This window comes from Curtobacterium sp. P97, from assembly GCF_023712445.1.
In the GTDB taxonomy this organism is placed as follows: domain Bacteria; phylum Actinomycetota; class Actinomycetes; order Actinomycetales; family Microbacteriaceae; genus Curtobacterium.
The window spans coordinates 1-17296 of the sequence record NZ_JAMAYF010000003.1 but is presented as its reverse complement, the minus strand read 5'-3'; the positions used below and the strand labels follow the sequence as shown (position 1 = coordinate 17296).

General features: G+C 74.0%; 12 protein-coding genes and 1 tRNA gene. 10 read left to right on the top strand and 3 right to left on the bottom strand.

Annotated elements, in window-relative coordinates; all coding sequences use genetic code 11:
• Nucleotides 1-43: 43 nt before the first annotated feature.
• From rsfS to M3677_RS03485, 7 genes are all read left to right on the top strand, one after another.
• Nucleotides 44-418: a ribosome silencing factor gene (rsfS, locus tag M3677_RS03515; RefSeq protein WP_066653181.1), complete on the top strand. Its 375-nt coding sequence runs from the start codon at nt 44-46 to the stop codon at nt 416-418.
• 103 nt (nt 419-521) lie between these two features.
• Nucleotides 522-594, top strand: a tRNA-Ala gene (locus M3677_RS03510).
• 82 nt (nt 595-676) lie between these two features.
• A complete protein-coding gene (locus M3677_RS03505; RefSeq protein ID WP_251159802.1) occupies nt 677-1645 on the top strand; it encodes an aldose 1-epimerase family protein in 969 nt (322 codons plus the stop codon).
• The gene (locus tag M3677_RS03500) at nt 1624-3126 is read left to right on the top strand and encodes an anthranilate synthase component I family protein (RefSeq protein ID WP_251159801.1); all 1503 of its coding nucleotides are present in this window, start codon (nt 1624-1626) and stop codon (nt 3124-3126) included. Before M3677_RS03505 ends, M3677_RS03500 begins: the two co-directional genes overlap by 22 nt.
• A gap of 114 nt (nt 3127-3240) precedes the next feature.
• Nucleotides 3241-4137: a hypothetical protein gene (locus M3677_RS03495; protein ID WP_251159800.1), complete on the top strand. Its 897-nt coding sequence runs from the start codon at nt 3241-3243 to the stop codon at nt 4135-4137.
• Between the two features lie 83 nt (nt 4138-4220).
• A complete protein-coding gene (locus tag M3677_RS03490; protein ID WP_251154858.1) occupies nt 4221-5831 on the top strand; it encodes a DNA polymerase Y family protein in 1611 nt (536 codons plus the stop codon).
• A gap of 10 nt (nt 5832-5841) precedes the next feature.
• Complete coding sequence (locus M3677_RS03485; protein ID WP_251159799.1) at nt 5842-9255, top strand: error-prone DNA polymerase; 3414 nt, start codon at nt 5842-5844, stop codon at nt 9253-9255.
• A 4-nt stretch (nt 9256-9259) separates the two neighbouring features.
• Here M3677_RS03485 and M3677_RS03480 read toward each other — a convergent pair whose 3' ends face one another.
• A complete protein-coding gene (locus M3677_RS03480; protein ID WP_251159798.1) occupies nt 9260-10759 on the bottom strand; it encodes a HAMP domain-containing sensor histidine kinase in 1500 nt (499 codons plus the stop codon).
• A complete protein-coding gene (locus M3677_RS03475; RefSeq protein WP_066653196.1) occupies nt 10756-11433 on the bottom strand; it encodes a response regulator transcription factor in 678 nt (225 codons plus the stop codon). The genes M3677_RS03480 and M3677_RS03475 overlap by 4 nt, the downstream gene beginning before the upstream one ends.
• A 217-nt stretch (nt 11434-11650) precedes the next feature.
• Between M3677_RS03475 and M3677_RS03470 the strand changes: the two genes are divergently transcribed.
• Nucleotides 11651-12136 carry a hypothetical protein gene (locus M3677_RS03470; protein ID WP_066653198.1) on the top strand — a complete coding sequence of 162 codons (486 nt, stop codon included), beginning with the start codon at nt 11651-11653 and terminating at the stop codon, nt 12134-12136.
• A 20-nt stretch (nt 12137-12156) separates the two neighbouring features.
• On the opposite strand, the gene M3677_RS03465 is transcribed toward M3677_RS03470, so the two are convergent.
• The gene (locus tag M3677_RS03465; protein WP_081985243.1) at nt 12157-13233 is read right to left on the bottom strand and encodes an aromatic acid exporter family protein; all 1077 of its coding nucleotides are present in this window, start codon (nt 13231-13233) and stop codon (nt 12157-12159) included.
• Nucleotides 13234-13313: 80 nt separating this feature from the next.
• Between M3677_RS03465 and M3677_RS03460 the strand changes: the two genes are divergently transcribed.
• Both M3677_RS03460 and M3677_RS03455 read left to right on the top strand, forming a co-directional pair.
• Complete coding sequence (locus tag M3677_RS03460; RefSeq protein ID WP_251159797.1) at nt 13314-14558, top strand: aminoglycoside phosphotransferase family protein; 1245 nt, start codon at nt 13314-13316, stop codon at nt 14556-14558.
• 476 nt (nt 14559-15034) lie between these two features.
• Nucleotides 15035-17161 (top strand): DEAD/DEAH box helicase, encoded by a 2127-nt coding sequence (locus M3677_RS03455; RefSeq protein ID WP_066653205.1) that lies wholly within the window; start codon nt 15035-15037, stop codon nt 17159-17161.
• Nucleotides 17162-17296 lie beyond the last annotated feature (135 nt).

Below are 17296 nucleotides of genomic sequence, written 5' to 3'. Positions count from 1 at the left end.
ACACGGACCCGCAGAGCGCGGTGCCGACGACCGGAAGGACTCCGTGACCGCCTCCTCACGCGCACTGGAACTCGTGCAGATCGCCGCCCAGGCGGCCGACGCGAAGCAGGCCGAAGACCTCGTCGCCCTCGACGTGACCGGGCCGCTGCAGCTCACCGACGTGTTCCTGCTCGCGACCGGCCGGAACGAGCGCAACGTGCTCGCCATCGCGGACGAGGTCGAGGACCGTCTGATCGCTGCCGGCGCCAAGCCGCTCCGACGCGAGGGCCGGACCGAGGGCCGCTGGGTCCTCATCGACTTCGGCGACATCGTCGTGCACGTCTTCCACGAGGAAGACCGTCAGTACTACTCGCTCGAGCGCCTCTGGTCGGACTGCCCGACGATCCCGCTCGAACTGCCCGTCGACCACACGGCGTAGTAGCGACGCGCCCGGGTGGCGGAGACGATTTCGTCACCCGGCGTTCGCGTGGTGTACGCTTTCATGGTGCCGCCGGGAACGGGGGCACGGAGCAACACGATCTGGGTCTGTGGCGCAGCTGGTAGCGCACCTGCATGGCATGCAGGGGGTCAGGGGTTCGAGTCCCCTCAGATCCACCGAAGAACACGACGAAGCCCCGCCGGACACCCGGCGGGGCTTCGTCGTTCCGGGCCGCCGCACCCCAGTACGCTGTTGCGCATGAGCAACGACGCCCCCGTGACCGGTTCCCAGCCGACCGGTCCTCACCTGGCCGGATCTCCGCTGTCCGGGTCCGCCCTGACGATCACCGCCGGCGGGTACACCGCCGAGATCGCCTCGGTCGGGGCGTCGCTCCGGACACTCCGCGCCGACGGACGCGACCTGGTCGTCCCGTTCGCCGCCGACGAGGTCCGTCCGGCCTTCCGCGGCGCCGTCCTGGCCCCGTGGCCGAACCGGGTCGTCGACGGCCGGTACACCTTCGGTGGACACGACCACGAGCTCGCCCTGACCGAACCCAAGCGGCACCACGCGCTGCACGGCCTCGTCGCCTGGACCGACTTCCGCATCGTGGCCCACGAGCCCGACCGTGCCGTGCTCGCCACGACCGTCCCCGCGCAGGAGGGGTACCCGTACCGCGTCGAGGTGCTCGTCGAGTACCGCGTCGACGCCGACGGACTGCACACGACCGTCACCGGGACGAACACCGGTGGGGACGCGGCGCCGTGGGGGACCGGGCCGCACCCGTACCTCGTCGCCGGCGCCGGTCGCGTCGACGACTGGACCCTCACCCTGCCCGCCGCCGAGGTGCTCGAGGTCACCGAGGACCGTCTCGTGCCGACCGGCACCGCCCCCGTGCACGACGAGTTCGACCTGCGCACCGCGACCGCGATCGGCGACCGTTTCATCGACCACGCGTTCACCGGGTTCGACCGGAACGGCGACGGGCTGGCGACGATCGTGCTCACCGCGGCGGACGGCCACGGGGTCCGGGTGTCCTTCGGGCCGGAGTGCGGCTGGGCGCAGGTGCACACCGCTGACCACGTCGTGCCGGAGTACCACCGCGTCGGCCTCGCGGTCGAACCGATGACCTGCGCGCCGGACGCCTTCAACGCTGGCGAGGAGTCCGGGCTCGTCGTGCTCGCACCCGGTGCCGCGCACGCCGCTTCGTGGACGATCGCCGCGGTCTGACCCGAGCGCGGGTCCTCGCGCGTCGCCTCGACGTCGCGCCGGACCTCGGTGCGCTGGCGGCTGCCACCGGCTCCGACGTCGTCTGGCTCGACTCCGGGCTGCCCGAGGGTGCGCCGGAGGCCGCTCGTGGACGCGCCCGGTGGTCGGTCCTCGCCCACACGGACGGGCCGTTCGCGACGCGGTTCCGGCACGAGGACCGACACGCGGTGCTCGAGGTCCCGTCCGCTGCGCAGCGGTGGTTCGGGCCGTCCCGCACCGAGGCGCGTGCCGCCTTCACCGTGCTCGACGACCTGCTGACCCGGACCCCGGAGCTCGAGGCCCCCGTTCCGGGCTGCGGGTTCGCGCTCGGCTGGGTCGGGTTCCTCGGGTACGAGCTCGGTCGCGAGTCCGGCGGCCCCGACCGCGCCGCGGCACACGCGGACGCCGACCTGCGCTTCGTGGACCGCGCGCTCGTCGTGCACGCCGACGGTCGTGCCTGGGCGCTCGCCCTGGTGACCGACGACGAACCGACGGCCAGTGCGGCGAACCGGGCGTGGCTCGCGGGGCCGCACACGGGGCGGCCGTCCGTCGACGCGACGGACGGCACCACGGGCCTCCAGGCCGGTGCGGACGGGCGCGTGTCCCGCGACGCGTACGAGGCAGCGGTCGAGGCGTGCCGCGCCGAGATCCGTGAGGGGAACGCGTTCCAGGTGTGCCTCACGACCGCCTTCGCGGTCGGTGCATCCGGACGGGAGGCCCTGCCCGCGCCCGCCACGGACCCGCACCTGGTCGAGTACCTGCGACTGCGGCGGGCGGACCCCGTCCCGTTCGGTGCCTACCTGCGACTCGGCACGCTGCGGGTCGCGAGCCGCTCGCCGGAGCGGTTCCTGCGGGTCGGTGCCGACGGCACGGTCGTCGCCGAGCCGATCAAGGGCACGCGCCCGCGTGACCTGGACCCGCGACGTGACGCCACGGCGCGCGCGGCGCTCGCGGCGAGCCCGAAGGACCGCGCCGAGAACGTCATGATCGTCGACCTGCTGCGGAACGACCTGCTCCGCTCGGCGGTGCCCGGGTCGGTGCACGTCGAGCGGCTCTGCGACGTCGAGACCTACGCGACCGTGCACCAGCTCGTGTCGACGGTGTCCGCCGTGCTGCCGGCCGGGGCGTCCCGTGCAGCGCTCGTGCGCGCTGCGTTCCCGCCGGGATCGATGACCGGGGCGCCGAAGATCAGCGCGATGGCGATCGCGGACCGGCTCGAGGGGGCACCGCGGGGCGTGTACTCGGGGGTCGTTGGCTACTTCTCCGCGGACGGTGCGGTCGACCTGTCGGTGGCCATCCGCACACTGGTGACGGTGCTGGACGACCGGGGAGCGGAACGCGTCCGGACGTTCGGGGCCGGAGGCGCGGTGACGTGGTCGTCGGTCGCGTCGGACGAGGCGGACGAGGTCGAGACGAAGACCCGGTCGGTGTTCGGAGCACTGGGGGTCTCGGCCCGCTGGTGAGCGGGGTGCCCGGGCGTGGGTCGGGACCGCGTCCCGGCACCGGTCGGGCGTGTCGAACGGGTGTTCGAAGTGGTTGTCCACCGGATGTCGGACCCGGTTGACATCATCGAACACATGTTCGAATATGAGGGCATGCAGACGGCGGCGGCACTCCTGTCGCCCGGGCCCGAGGGGGCGACCGGGCCCGACGGTCCCGCTCGCCCCGGGGGCCGCTCCGGGGCGTCCCGACCGACCCGGCGCGTCGACCACCTGGGGGACGCCCGGGCGGCGCTCGAACGCATCACGTCGCTGCGCTCCCGAGTGTCCGAGATGGAAGCACCCCGCGTCGACGTACAGGGGCTCCCCACCGCCGACGCCCTGCGGTCGCTGCTGCCCGGTGGCGCGATCCGGGTCGGTGGCTCCTACGCCGTGCAGGAGTCCGTGCTGCTCGCGATGACCATGCTGCAGGCGGCCTCGGCCGAGGGGGCCTGGTGCGCCGTGGTCGGTGTGCCGTCCTTCGGGGTCGAGGCGGCGGCGGCGATGGGCATCGACCTCGAACGACTCGTGCTCGTGCCCGATCCGGGCGACCAGTGGCTCACGGTGACTGCAGCCCTCGCCGACGTGGCGCAGATCGTCCTGACGCGACCGCTCGGCCGGGTCGTGCCCGGCGACGCCTCGCGGCTGTCCGCGCGGCTGCGGCAGCGCGGTGGAGCGCTCGTCGCCCTCGGTACCTGGCCGGGCGCCGACGTCACGCTGCGGGTGAGCGGCTCGGTGTGGACCGGCATCGGCGACGGCCACGGGTACCTGGCGGAGCGGCGTGCCACGGTGACGGCGTCCGGCCGCGCGGGAGCAGGTCGACCCGTCAGCGCCGACCTGCTGCTCCCGGCGGCGGACGGTGCGGTGCGACCCGCCGCGCCCCTGGTCGCCCGTGCCGGTGGGACGGACACGGGCGCTCCGGGCGGCGTCGGCAGCGCGGCCGTCGACGGCGCAGGGGAGTCGCGGGTGCTCCGCCCGGTCGCGGTGGCGTCGTGAGCCCGCGGGGACGGGCCCGTGCCGCCTCGCCGCGCGGTACGACCAGGGGGACCGCCGGCGCCGGGGTGCCGGGGCCGGGGGCCGTGCGTGCCGATGCCCTGGCCCGTGGCGGCGCCCTGCCGGAACCACCGCCTGCGCGCACGATCGTGCTCTGGTGCCCGGACTGGCCGGTGATCGCCGCCGCCCGGGCCGCGGGGTCGCCGCCCGAGCACCCGTTCGCCCTGGTGGCGAAGGGGGTGGTGTTCGCCAGCTCGGCCAGTGCCCGGCAGCAGGGGGTGGTGCGGGGCCTCCGCGTGCGCGAGGCCCAGGCGCGCTGCCCGGAACTCGTGGTCGAGCCCTACGACGACGCACTCGACCACCGCGCGTTCGAACCCGTCATCCGTGCGATCGAGGAAGCGGTCCCCGGGGTCGAGGTCCTGCGACCGGGGACGATCGCCCTGCGCTCCCGGGGGCCTGCGCGCTACTACGGCGGCGAGCGGGCGGCCGCGGCGACGCTGGCCGGGATCGCCGCCGACCACGGTGCGCCCGGTGTGCGTGCCGGGGTGGCGGACACCCCGTTCGCGGCGGAACAGGCAGCGCGGTCGCGTCCCGTGCGCCCGGGGGAGCGGGTGCGCATCGTGCCGGTCGGCGGTTCGGCCCCGTTCCTGGCGGACCTGCCGCTCGGCGTGCTCGGCGACCCGGACCTGGCGATGGTGCTCGGGCGGCTCGGCATCGCCACGCTCGGCGACTTCGCCGCGCTCGGCGACGAGCAGGTGCGCGACCGGTTCGGTGTCGCCGGGGCGTTCCTGCACCGGCTGGCGGGCGGTCGCGACCCGCGCGAGGTCGCAGCGCGGGCGGTCCCGCCGGAGCTCCGGGTCGAGGCGTCCTTCGAGCCACCGCTCGACCGTGCCGACCAGGTGGCGTTCGCCTTCCGCCGTTCGGCCGACGACTTCGCCGCACGGCTGCGCGCGGCCGGACTCGTCGCGACCACGATCCGGGTGGGCATCGTCGACGAGCGCGACCTCCTGCTCGAACGGACCTGGGTGCACCCGCGCTGGTTCGACGCCGCCGACGTCGTCGACCGCGTGCGCTGGCAGCTCGCCGGCGGTGTGGACCCCTCCGGGCTCGAGGCGCCCGTGGTCCAGGTGGTGCTCGAGCCGGTCGCGGTCGACGACGCGTCGAACCACGAGCGTGGGCTCTGGGGGACCGGACCCGACGAGCGGGTGCACCACGCCCTCGCCCGGGTGCAGGGGCTCGTCGGGCACGAGGGCGTGGTCACCCCGCGGATCGGCGGGGGCCGCACGCTGGCCGAGCGCGTCGTGCTCGTGCCGTGGGGCGACGCCCCGGTCGGCGGCGAGCGGGCGTTGGCGACCGTCCGCGACCGGCCGTGGCCCGGCAGGCTCCCGGGGCCGCCACCCGCGACCGTGCTCGAGCGACCCCGTCCGGTGGACGTCGTCGCTGCGGGGGGTGACACCGTCGACGTCGACGACCGCGGCGCACTGACCGCGGTGCCGGAGCGGTTCCGGGCCGAGGGCGAGCGGGGCGGCCGGTTCGCGTCCGTGACCGCGTGGGCGGGGCCGTGGCCGCTCGTCGTGCGCTGGTGGGAGGCCGGCGGGCGGCGACTGCACCGGCTGCAGGTCGTCGACGACGACGGCCGGGCCTGGTACCTGGTGCTCGCAGACCACCGGTGGTGGGCCGAGGCGGTCGCGACGTGAAGGAGACCTGATGGGCTACAGCAACCCACCGATCCCGTGGTCGCAGTTCGAACGCGCCCTGTCGGACAAGCGGCCGGACAGTGCGCACGCCGGCGACGGCGGGGACAGCCCGGCCTGGTCGCGGAAGCGGTCCCGGTACGTCCCGCCGACCCCCGCCGCCGACGACGACGCCCCGGTCGTGCCGTACGCCGAGCTGCACGCGCACTCGACCTTCAGCTTCCTCGACGGCGCCAGCGGTCCGGAGCACCTGGTGGAGGAGGCCGCACGCCTGCACCTGCACGGCCTGGCGCTGACGGACCACGACGGGTTCTACGGCGCTGCCCGGATGGCCGAGGTGGCCGAGGCGTACCCGACCGTGACGACCGTGTACGGCACCGAGCTGTCCCTCGGGCTGACCGAACCGCAGAACGGCGTCCCCGACCCGGAGGGCACACACCTGCTGCTGCTCGCCGACGGGCAGGACGGCTACCACCGGCTCGCCGCGGCCGTCACGCGGGCGAACCTGGCAGCTGGGGCCGAGAAGGGGCGGCCGCAGTACGACCTCGACGAGCTCGCGGCGCAGGCCGACGGACACTGGCGGATCCTCACGGGCTGCCGGAAGGGCACCGTCCGCCAGGCCCTCGAGCGCGGGGGCGAGTCGGCGGCGGACGAGGCCCTGCGTGCGCTGCTCGACCGGTTCGGCACGGCCGGGGTGGTCGTCGAGCTGACCGACCACGGGGAACCGCTCGACACCGCCAGGAACGACGTCCTCGCGACGCTCGCGGCACGGCACGGACTCCCCGTCGTGGCGACCGGGAACGTGCACTACGCGACCCCCGACCGCTTCCCCGTGGCGACCGCGCTGGCGGCCGTGCGGGCACGGCGGAGCCTCGACGAGATCGACGGCTGGTTGCCGGCGGCCCCGACCGCCCACCTGCGGTCCGGTGCCGAGATGGCCGCGCGCTTCGCGCGCTGGCCGGGCGCCGTCGAGACGAGCGTCGACCTGGCCGACGAGCTCGGGTTCCGGCTCCGGACCGCCAAGCCCGGGCTGCCCGACGTCGAGGTCCCCGAGGGGCACACGACGATGTCGTGGCTGCGCGAGCTCACCTGGCAGGGCGCCCGTCGGTTCTACCCGGGCAGCGCCGACGGTGTCGACCCGCAGAAGCGTGAGCGCATCGAGCGGGAGCTGTCCGTCATCGCGGACAAGGACTTCCCGGGGTACTTCCTGATCGTGCGGGACATGGTGCAGTACGCCCGGCAGCGGGGCATCCTGTGCCAGGGGCGCGGCTCGGCGGCGAACTCGGCCGTCTGCTACCTGCTCGAGATCACCGCGGTCGACTCCATCCGGTACGGACTGCCGTTCGAGCGGTTCCTGTCGGCGATGCGCGACGAGGAGCCCGACATCGACGTCGACTTCGACTCGGACCGGCGCGAGGAGGTGATCCAGTACGTCTACGAGAAGTACGGACGGTTCAACGCGGCGCAGGTCGCGAACGTCATCACCTACCGGCCGAAGGGCGCCGTGCGGGACATGGCGAAGGCGCTCGGGCACAGCCCCGGGCAGCAGGACGCCTGGTCGAAGCAGGTCGAGCGGTGGGGGTCGGTCACCGAGAGCCAGGACCACGACATCCCGGACACCGTGGTCGACATGGCCCAGCAGGTGCTCGGGTTCCCACGGCACCTCGGCATCCACTCCGGGGGCATGGTGCTCACCGACCGGCCCGTCGGCGAGGTCGTGCCCATCGAGCACGCCCGCATGGACGGCCGGACCGTGCTGCAGTGGGACAAGGACGACTGCGCCTTCATGGGGCTCGTGAAGTTCGACATGCTCGGGCTCGGGATGCTCGCGGCGCTGCAGTACTCGTTCGACCTGGCCGACGAACACTGCGGGGAGCGCTGGGACATGCACTCGATCCCGAAGGAGGAGCAGGGCGTCTACGACCAGCTCTGCCGTGCGGACACGATCGGGGTGTTCCAGGTGGAGTCCCGCGCACAGATGGGCACCCTCCCGCGGCTGCTGCCCCGGCGGTTCTACGACCTGGTGATCGAGGTCGCGCTCGTGCGTCCCGGTCCGATCCAGGGCGGTGCCGTGCACCCGTACATCCGGCGCCGGACGGGCGAGGAACCGATCACGTACATCCACCCGTCGCTCGAACCCGTGCTCGAGCGGACGCTCGGGGTCCCGCTCTTCCAGGAGCAGCTCATGCAGATGGCCATCGCCGTCGGCGGGTGCTCCGGGGACGACGCCGACCTGCTCCGCCGGGCGATGGGCTCGAAGCGTGGCCTCGAGAAGATCGAGCGGCTGCGCGAGAAGCTCTACGCGGGGATGGCGGCGAACGACATCCACGGCGAGGACGCCGACACGATCTACGCCAAGATCCAGGCGTTCGCGAACTTCGGGTTCGCGGAGAGCCACTCGATCAGCTTCGCGCTCATCGTCTACGCCAGCGCCTGGATGCGGCTGCACTACCCGGGGGCGTTCCTGGCGGCGTTGCTCCGGGCACAGCCGATGGGGTTCTACTCACCGCAGACCCTGGTCGCCGACGCCCGGCGGCACGGGGTGCGGGTGCTGCGGCCGGACATCCTGCGCTCGGCGGTCGACGCGACGCTGGAGCCCCTGCCCGACGCCGAGAGCGGTGCGACCGGGGCCGACGCCTGCCTGGCCGGGGAGCAGCCGCCCGTGCTGCCGTTCGACGGCTCGCTGCCCGACGACACCGCGGAGCACCGACGCGACGGGGCCTTCGCCGTCCGCCTGGGCCTGGCCGAGGTCGCCTCGCTCGGCCGGCGGAGCGCCGAGGCGATCGTCGCGGAGCGGGCGGCGCACGGGCCCTTCACGGACATGTCCGACCTGGCCCGTCGTGTCCGGCTGACGACCGCGCAGCTCGAGGCCCTGGCCGCAGCGGACGCCTTCGCCGGGCTCGGGATCGACCGGCGCAGCGGCATGTGGTCGGCGGCGCAGGCGGCTGCGGAACGACCCGACCAGCTGCCCGACACCCAGGTCACCGTGCAGCCGCCGCTGTTCGGGCAGATGACGAGCGGGGACGTCCTGATCGCGGACATGTGGTCGACGGGCATGTCGACCGACGACCACCCGATGCACCACGTCCGCCCGCGACTGCGCGCCCGCGGGGTGCTCAGCGTGCAGGACACCGCGACGGCGGAGACCGGACGACGGGTCGAGGTGGGCGGCATCGTGACGCACCGGCAACGCCCGGCGACGGCGTCGGGCATCACGTTCCTGAACGTCGAGGACGAGACCGGGCTGGTGAACGTCATCTGCAGCGTCGGGGTGTGGGGCCGGTACCGGCGGGTGGCACGGGAGTCGCCGGCCGTGGTGGTGCGGGGGATCCTCGAGCGGTCGCCGGACGGCGTGGTGAACCTGGTGGCGGACCGGATCGAGCACCTGCCGCTGGCGGTGCGGACCCGGTCCCGGGACTTCCAGTGACCGGTCAGGACCCGTGCTGCTCGCGCACCACGGGGACGCGCACGGTGACCTCGAGGCCACCGGACCGGACGTTGCGGAGGGCAGCCGTGCCTCCCGACCGTTCCGCGATCGCGCGCACGATCGCGAGCCCGAGGCCCGAGCCGCCCGGCACCGGCACCCCGCCCGTCGCCGGGTCCGGGTCGCGGCGCGACGTCCGGGCCTCGTCCGGTCGGGTGAACCGGTCGAACGCGACGGGGATGAACGACTCCGGGACACCGGGTCCGTCGTCCGTCACCTGCAGGACACCCTCGTCGCCCTCGACCCGCCACGACACGAAGACACCACCACCACGGGGGAGTGCGGCGACCGCGTTGCTCGCCGTGTTCGTGACGAGCTGCGCCATGCCACCGGTGTCGAGGCGGAAGCGTGGTTCCGCCGCTCCGATCGGGTCCGGGGTCCGCTCGAGGTCGAAGTCCACCGTGATGTCCTTCGCCGAGGCGATGAGGCGCACCCGGTCGACGGCGGCCATGACCTCGTCGCCCAGGTCGCTCCAGGCGGTGGTCGGCTGCGCGCCGTCCTGCTCGCGTTCCTCCGCGTCCTCGATGCGCGACAGCGTGAGCAGGTCGTTCGCGAGCCGCGAGAGCCGGGCGACGCTCCGCTTGGCGCGGTCGATGTGCGCCGCGAGCGCCGCAGCGTCGTCGCCGTCGAGCGACGCCAGGTCGAGCTGGGTGGTGAGGATCGCGAGGGGCGTGCGCAGCTCGTGGCTGGCGTCGGAGACCATCTGTCGCTCGCGTTCGGTCACCTGGCGGGTGCGTGCGAGGAAGGCGTTCAGCGTGGTGGCGAGCGAGGCCAGTTCGTCCTGCGCCGGACCGACCGGCAGCTCGGCGCGCTCGGGGGCGACGGAGAGCCGTTCGGCCTCGCGGCGCATCCGGTTCACCGGGCGGAGCGCCGCGGTGGCGAGCGCCCACGACGCGATGCCGAAGGCGATGAGGATCGCGAGGCCGGTGAGCGACAGCGTGGTGGTGAGGTCGTCGACCACGATCGCCTCGGCCTGCGAGTTGCGTGCGGCGACGACGGTCCAGCGTCCGGCGGCGTTGACCGGGTGCTCGATGACGACGCGGTACTCGGACCCGGAGACGGTGATGAGCGACGTGCCCGACTCGGTCGACGTCAGGCTGCCGAGCGCCCGCTCGACCCGGGGCGGCATGGTCGACAGCCGGATCTGGCCCGAGGGTGCCACGACGGCGACGAGCTGGGCGTTGCCCGGTGCGGACAGGTCCGGGTCGCTGTCGACCTCGAGCGTCGCCACGTACGGGTCGACGTCGGCGTCGAGCAGGGTGCGGGTGGCGCTGGCGACGACGCTGACGACCTGGAAGCGCATGACGAGCACGAGCAGCAGGATCACGACCGCCGCGATCGCCGTCGAGCCGATCGTGATGCGGGCGCGGAGCGAGAGCACCCGGAGCGGCCGGGGCAGGCCGCGTCCGCCGCGGACCGTCCCGGTCGTGGGTGCCGACCCGGTCACGCCCCGAGCAGGTCGAGCCGGTAGCCGCGGCCCCGGACCGTCGCGATGGCGACCGTCGCCTCGTGCGAGGTCAGCTTCTTGCGGAGGTACGAGATGTACTGCTCGACGACGTTCGGGTCCACGTGCTGCGAGCCGTCCCAGACCTCCTCGAGGATCTTCGGGCGGTCGACGACGGTCCCGACCGACCGGGCGAGCAGCCGGAGCAGGGCGAACTCGGTCGGGCTGACGGCGACGCGCTGCCCCTTGATCGACACCCGTCGGGCCTCGGAGTCGATGGCGACGTCGCCGACCTCGATGACCCGCTGCCCGGCAGCCGACTCGCGGCGACCGAGCGCGCGGAGGCGGGCGGTCAGCTCGGCGAACGCGAAGGGCTTCGTGAGGTAGTCGTCCGCACCCGCGTCGAGTCCGAAGACCCGGTCGTCGACGGCGTCACGTGCGGTGACGAGCAGGATGCGCACGGGGTCCTCCCGCTCGCGGATCCGGCGGGCGAGCTCGAAGCCGGACATGCCCGGCATCATGACGTCGACGACCGCGAGGTCGAAGGCCTGCTCGCCGAGGGCGATGAGCGCCTCGACACCGTTCTCGACCGCCGTGACGCGGTACCCCTCTGCCGCGAGCCCACGCTCCATGAGCGCGCGCATCTCGTCGTCGTCCTCGACCACCAACAGGCGCATGATCGACCTCCTCGGCCCCCATCGTGGCAGGGAACGGCGGTCCGTGGGCGGTTCCGGGTGGGAAGAGGCTGAATCTCGTCACAGTGACCCCGCCACGCCACCCGGACGAGGGCAGAACGGTCCGTCCCGCAGAGGGGGGTATCGGCCTCGCGAGCAGCGCGTTGCTAGGCTCCGCAGCGGACACGGCGTACCCGACGCAGTGTCCCGAGGGGGCACCATGCAGGATCAGGAGAACCGTCCGTACCGTCCGGACGACAGCGTCCACCCGGCCATCGTCCGGTTGCACGCGGAGCTCGAGGCGGCACGGCACGGCATCGACGTGCTCGGCGAGCTGGAGGACGCCCGCCGCGAGCGGGTCGTCGCGGAGCTGCTGAGCGCGGTGCCGGACGTCGCGAGCCGTGCGGCGTACGAGGCCGGCGCCGATCGCGCGGTCGCGACCATCCAGGGCTTCGAGGGGGTCCGCTCCGACGAGCACGAGTCGGGGACGGCGCTGTGGGACCGACTCGTCCTCACGGCCGTCGAGGCAGCGGCCGCGGTGGAGCCGACCGAGGTCGAACGGACTGCCGTCGAGTCGACTGCCGTCGAACCGGCCGCCGCGTCCGAGCCGGCAGCAGTGGGCGGGGGATCGCCCACGCTCGCTCCCGCCGCGGACGCCGCACACCCGGCGGCGTCCGGTCACGCCGCACACCGCGCCACGGCCTGACGCCGCGCGCCGCGCGGGCCTCAGTCGTCCTCGCCGAGCAGCTCCTCCCGCACCCGTCGGATGTCCTCGAGCAGGGCGCCGATGAGCACCCAGTGCCGCGAGTTCGGCCGGACGACCTCCAGCGGCGCCGTCAGCGCGGGCTCCGCGGCCGTCGTGTCGTCGGCGGCGGTGCCCGTGAAGCCGTCGCGCTCCGCGTGGTGCAGCCGCGTCGCCTCGACCCGTGCGCTCAGTGCTCGGACGTCCGCCCCGATCCGCGCGACCTCGGTCGCGATGCTCCCCACCACCGGGTCCGACCGGAGGTCCGGCGCCGTGTTGTCGCGGATCGCCCGGGTCATCCCGGTGACCCGGGTGACCAGGACGCGGAGGTGCTCCGCGACCGTCGTGTCCCGCTGCAGGATCGTGCGGTGCCGGCCACCACGGGGGTTCATCGTCAGCGACTCGCCCGCCGCGGTGAGCGAGGCCTCGGCGCGGGCGTGCTGTTGCCGGAGGGCTCGCGCCTGGCGCAGGGCCTCGTCCCACCGCTCGGCGTCCCAGCCCTCGGTGAGGCCGATCGCGATCCGCTCGAACGCGGCGGCGGTGTCCCGGGCCAGTCGGGCGACCGCGAGGTGCGCCGGTTCGAGGAGCACGGGCGGCACGATCACGGCGTTCACCGCGAGTGCGACGACGGCGCCGACGACGGTCTCGAGGACCCGGTCGGCCGAGTAGTTCGGCGTGACGACCCCCGCGGTGAGCACGAGCATGCCGCTGATGCCCACCTGGGTCGCCGACGTCGGGGTCAGACGGAGTGCCCAGCTCAGCAGGATCGCCAGCACGATGACGACGAGCACGACCCAGACGCCGTCACCGAAGACCAGGTGGAAGGCGGTCGCCAGCACGACGCCGAGCACCACGCCGGCGCTGCGCTCGAGGCCCTTCACGAACGACTGGTTGATGCTCGGCTGCACGACGAGCAGCGCGGCGATCGCGGCGAAGGTCGGGAACGGCCCGTCGATGAGCGCACGGCAGAGCAGGACCGCCGCGACCACCGCGACCGCGGTCTTCACGACCTGCAGGAACGGTGTGCGGCTGGAACTGCGGAGGCGCGCGACCGGGTTCACGACGACCACGGTAGCCACCAGCCGCACGCCGAGCCGTGCACGATGGCGACGAAACCGCCGCGGCACGGTTGACTGGTCCCGTGTGGCCCAACCACGAGCGCATCATCCCGCAGGCCTTCGCCGGCTCCGGGACCTCGGTGGTCGCCGCGCGCGCCCACTCGGTCGAGCCGTCGGGCAACGGCTACCTGTACGGCTACGAGGTCGACACCGTCGACCGGGCCGGTCAGCGCGCCACCGTCCTGACCTACGTCGACACGGGTGGCGCCCACGACCAGAACAGCGCCGTCGTCACCGACCCCGCCACGGGCGAGCCGGTCTCGGTCTGGGCCTACCCGAACGACCCGGGCCTCCCGGTGCTGCCGCAGGTGACGTACCGCGACGCCGTCGCCGAGCTCCTCGCCGGCCTCGGCCTGCCGGTCACCGCCCCGACGCTGTCGGTCGCCGCCTACCGCCCGGGCAAGCGCGCGGTCGTGCGCGTGGACGCCCCGGAGCGCGTGCTGTTCCTGAAGATCGTCCGCCCGCACCGCGTCGCGCCGATCGTCGAGACCCACGAGCAGTTCGTCGCCGCCGGGCTGCCGGTCCCGCGGGTGCTGTCGAGCCGGGGCGACGGCCTGCTCGTGCTCGAGCGCATCCGCGGGGTGCCCGCGGGCAGCCGCATCACCGAGATCGCCGACGACCCGCGGTTCGTCGCCTCCCTCGCCGCCCTGACCGGCCGGATCGCGACGGTGCCGATGACGCAGCAGGCCCGCGCGGACGCGATGGACCACGCCGACTGGCACCGGCGCACGCTCGTCGCCGCCCTGCCGCAGGACGCGGCCGAGATCGACGAGCTCTACGACGGCATCGGGCGGCGGTCCATCGGTTGGGGGGCCGCCCCCAAGCAGGTGGTGCACGGCGACCTGCACCTCGAGCAGGTCTTCGTCGACGAGGACGAGCCGTGGCGCATCTCCGGCCTGCTCGACATCGACACGGCGGGCTGGGGGTTCCCGGTCCGCGACGTGGGTGCGGTCGTCGCGCACCTGGTCGTCACCGGCCTGTGGCACCGGTCCCGTGGGGACGCCGAGCGCGGGGCAGCGGCGGAGCGGCTCGCCGACGCGGTCGCCCGCGACTGGGTCGCCCGGAACCCGGCCGAGGCCGACCGCATCGGTCCGGCGATCGGCGCGCAGCTCCTCGCGCACGCCGGTGGGCAGGCGACGACCGGGTCCGAGAACGGCATCCGGACGGCGCAACAGCTGCTTGCGGCGACGCGTGCGGCGCTCGCCGAGGCGGCGCCGGCGGTGCCGTCGGCCGGCACCCTCCGTCCGCGGTCGGCACCGCAGGTCTGACCCGGCCGTCGGACGGTCGCCGGCCGCGCGGTGGTGGTGGGCAGCGCCTCCCGGCCGTCGTGGCGTCCCCTCCACCGCGCGGTCGGACGGGAGGCGCGACGCGCGCGGGTCCCGTCGAGTCGCCTCCGTCGGGGGTGCGGGAGTAAACTGAGTCCAGCACGCACCGTGTCGTCGCGTGCCGCGTCGTTTCCGGACGTGGCAGTCGGTCACTTGACCGACGTGGGGACCGGATCCGTGGGCGTCCGACGGGCACCACGTGCGTGCGACGGCGCCGGGTCCCGGCGCGGATCGTCGTGTCGAGCACCCGAGGGGTGCCGGCTGCACGGACCGCGGGAGTCCACCGGACGTCCCACGGCGGGACCGGCGCACGAGCGGGCCAGGGTGGCCCGCGGACCGGGGTCGTGCCAGACGCCGGTCGAGGACTTCCCGCCACGACGGCGGCTCGCCCGTGGAGAACGGGCGGAACAGGAGGAGCGTTGGCTCGATCAGGCACCCGGCGAGCAGCCGGCGGGACGCGGACCGCGTCGCGCCGTACCCGCCCGCTGGACAACGACGGCGTCATCCCGGTGCTCGCCCGCGCGGTGCGCGAGGTGGAGGCGGCGGCGCAGCGCGGACCGCTGAAGGCGTCCAACCGGTCGAAGTTCCAGGCGGTCGCGCTGCTGATGCGCGAGGAGCGCGCACGGGTCAAGGCCGACCCGGAGCTCACCGACGCGCAGCGCGCCGAGCAGCTCAAGCGTCTCGACGGTGTCGCCACGATCCTGGCGAAGACCGCCGCGCGGGACACCAGCGTGATCCAGCTGCTGACCGAGGAGGCCTCGGTGAGCGAGGCGACCCGCACGGTCAAGCGCGACATGATGATCGCCGGCGGCATGGAACTGCAGCCCGAGGACCTCGTCATCGCGGCCGAGCCGTCCCCGGTGGTCGACGCCCCGGTGCGCTCGGTCGTGCCGCAGGCGGTCGTGCAGCGCCAGCTGGCCAACCCCTTCCTCGCGCCCGACTTCGCCCTCGCCGACCAGCCCGTCGCCCACCCGCGTCGCCTGGCGAACTGGGAGCTGTTCGGTCCGCTGTTCAAGTCGTTCGAGTACGGCGCCGGCGGTGGCGCGGCGTCGATGCCGTTGCCGGAGCCGACCTCGCTGCACTCGCGGTCCGGCACCACGCTGATGAAGCACCAGGCGGAGCTCGTCGCCGCCGCGGCGCAGGGACACCGCACGTTCCTGCTCGCGGACGAGCCCGGCCTCGGCAAGACCGCGCAGTCGCTGCTCGCCGCCGACGCCGCGAACGCCTTCCCGCTGCTGGTGGTCGTGCCCAACGTCGTGAAGACCAACTGGGCGCGCGAGGCCGAGCGCTGGGTGCCGAACCGCACCGCCACCGTCATCCACGGCGACGGGGACGACCTGGACGGCTTCGCCGACATCGTCATCGTGAACTACGAGATCCTCGACCGGCACGCCGGCTGGCTCGGGGCCTTCGGCTTCAAGGGCATGGTCGTCGACGAGGCCCACTTCATCAAGAACAAGGAGTCGCAGCGCTCCCGGTTCGTGCTGCAGCTCGCCGAGCAGATCCGTGCGCGGGTGTCGTCGCCGCTGTTCCTGGCGCTGACCGGTACCCCGCTGATCAACTCGGTCGAGGACTTCCGCACCATCTGGGAGTTCCTCGGCTGGATCGACGACAAGAAGCCCCGCGCGACGCTCATGAACGAGCTCGAGGACATCGGGCTCACCCCGGCCGACCCCGGCTTCTTCGTCGAGGCCCGCAAGGCCGTCATCGACCAGGGCATCGTCCGCCGCCGCAAGGTCGACGTCGCCGCCGACATCCCCGCGCGACGGATCGCCGACATCCCGGTCGAGCTCGACGGCGACGAGGGCCGCTCCATCCGCGACGCCGAGCGCGAGCTCACCGCGAAGCTGGTCCGTCGGTACCACCAGGCGCTCGATGCCCGCACCGGGCAGGACCCGGTCGTCGGCATCGACCACAAGCTCGTCCGCCAGGTCGCGCGGTGGGAGCTCGAGGACCAGGACGCCTCGTCGACCGGCGAGAACGTGTTCTCGATGGTGCGGCGGATCGGTCGTGCCAAGGCGCAGCTGGCGGCGGACTACGCGGCGCAGCTCGCCTCGAACGTCGGCAAGGTGGTCTTCTTCGCGAAGCACCTCGACGTGATGGACCAGGCCGAGGAGGTCTTCGCCCGTCGGCACCTGAAGACCGCCACCGTCCGCGGTGACCAGACGCCCGCACAGCGCACGGCCGAGATCGATGCGTTCGTGAACGACCCCGACGTCGCCGTCATCGTGTGCTCGCTCACCGCCGCCGGCGTCGGCCTGAACCTGCAGGTGTCGTCGAACGTCGTGCTCGCCGAGCTGTCGTGGACCTCGGCGGAGCAGACGCAGGCGATCGACCGCGTGCACCGCATCGGACAGGAAGAGCCCGTCACCGCGTGGCGGATCATCGCGGCGCAGACGATCGACACCAAGATCGCCGAGCTCATCGACTCGAAGGCGTCCCTGGCCGCCCGCGCGCTCGACGGGTCGGACGAGGAGATCGCCGATTCGGGCGACATCCAGCTCGACGCGATGGTGGCGCTGCTGACGGAGGCGCTCGGGGGCTGAGCGCCGGGTGCGCTCGGTCGCTCGCGGAGTCGGCGCGGCGGCCGCCGCCCGGTGCCGGCTCCGGCGCCCGGTGCCGGCGCCGGGTCCGGTCGCGTTGCGGCACGACGTGCTTCTGCACAACGAGAAGCGGGGGGG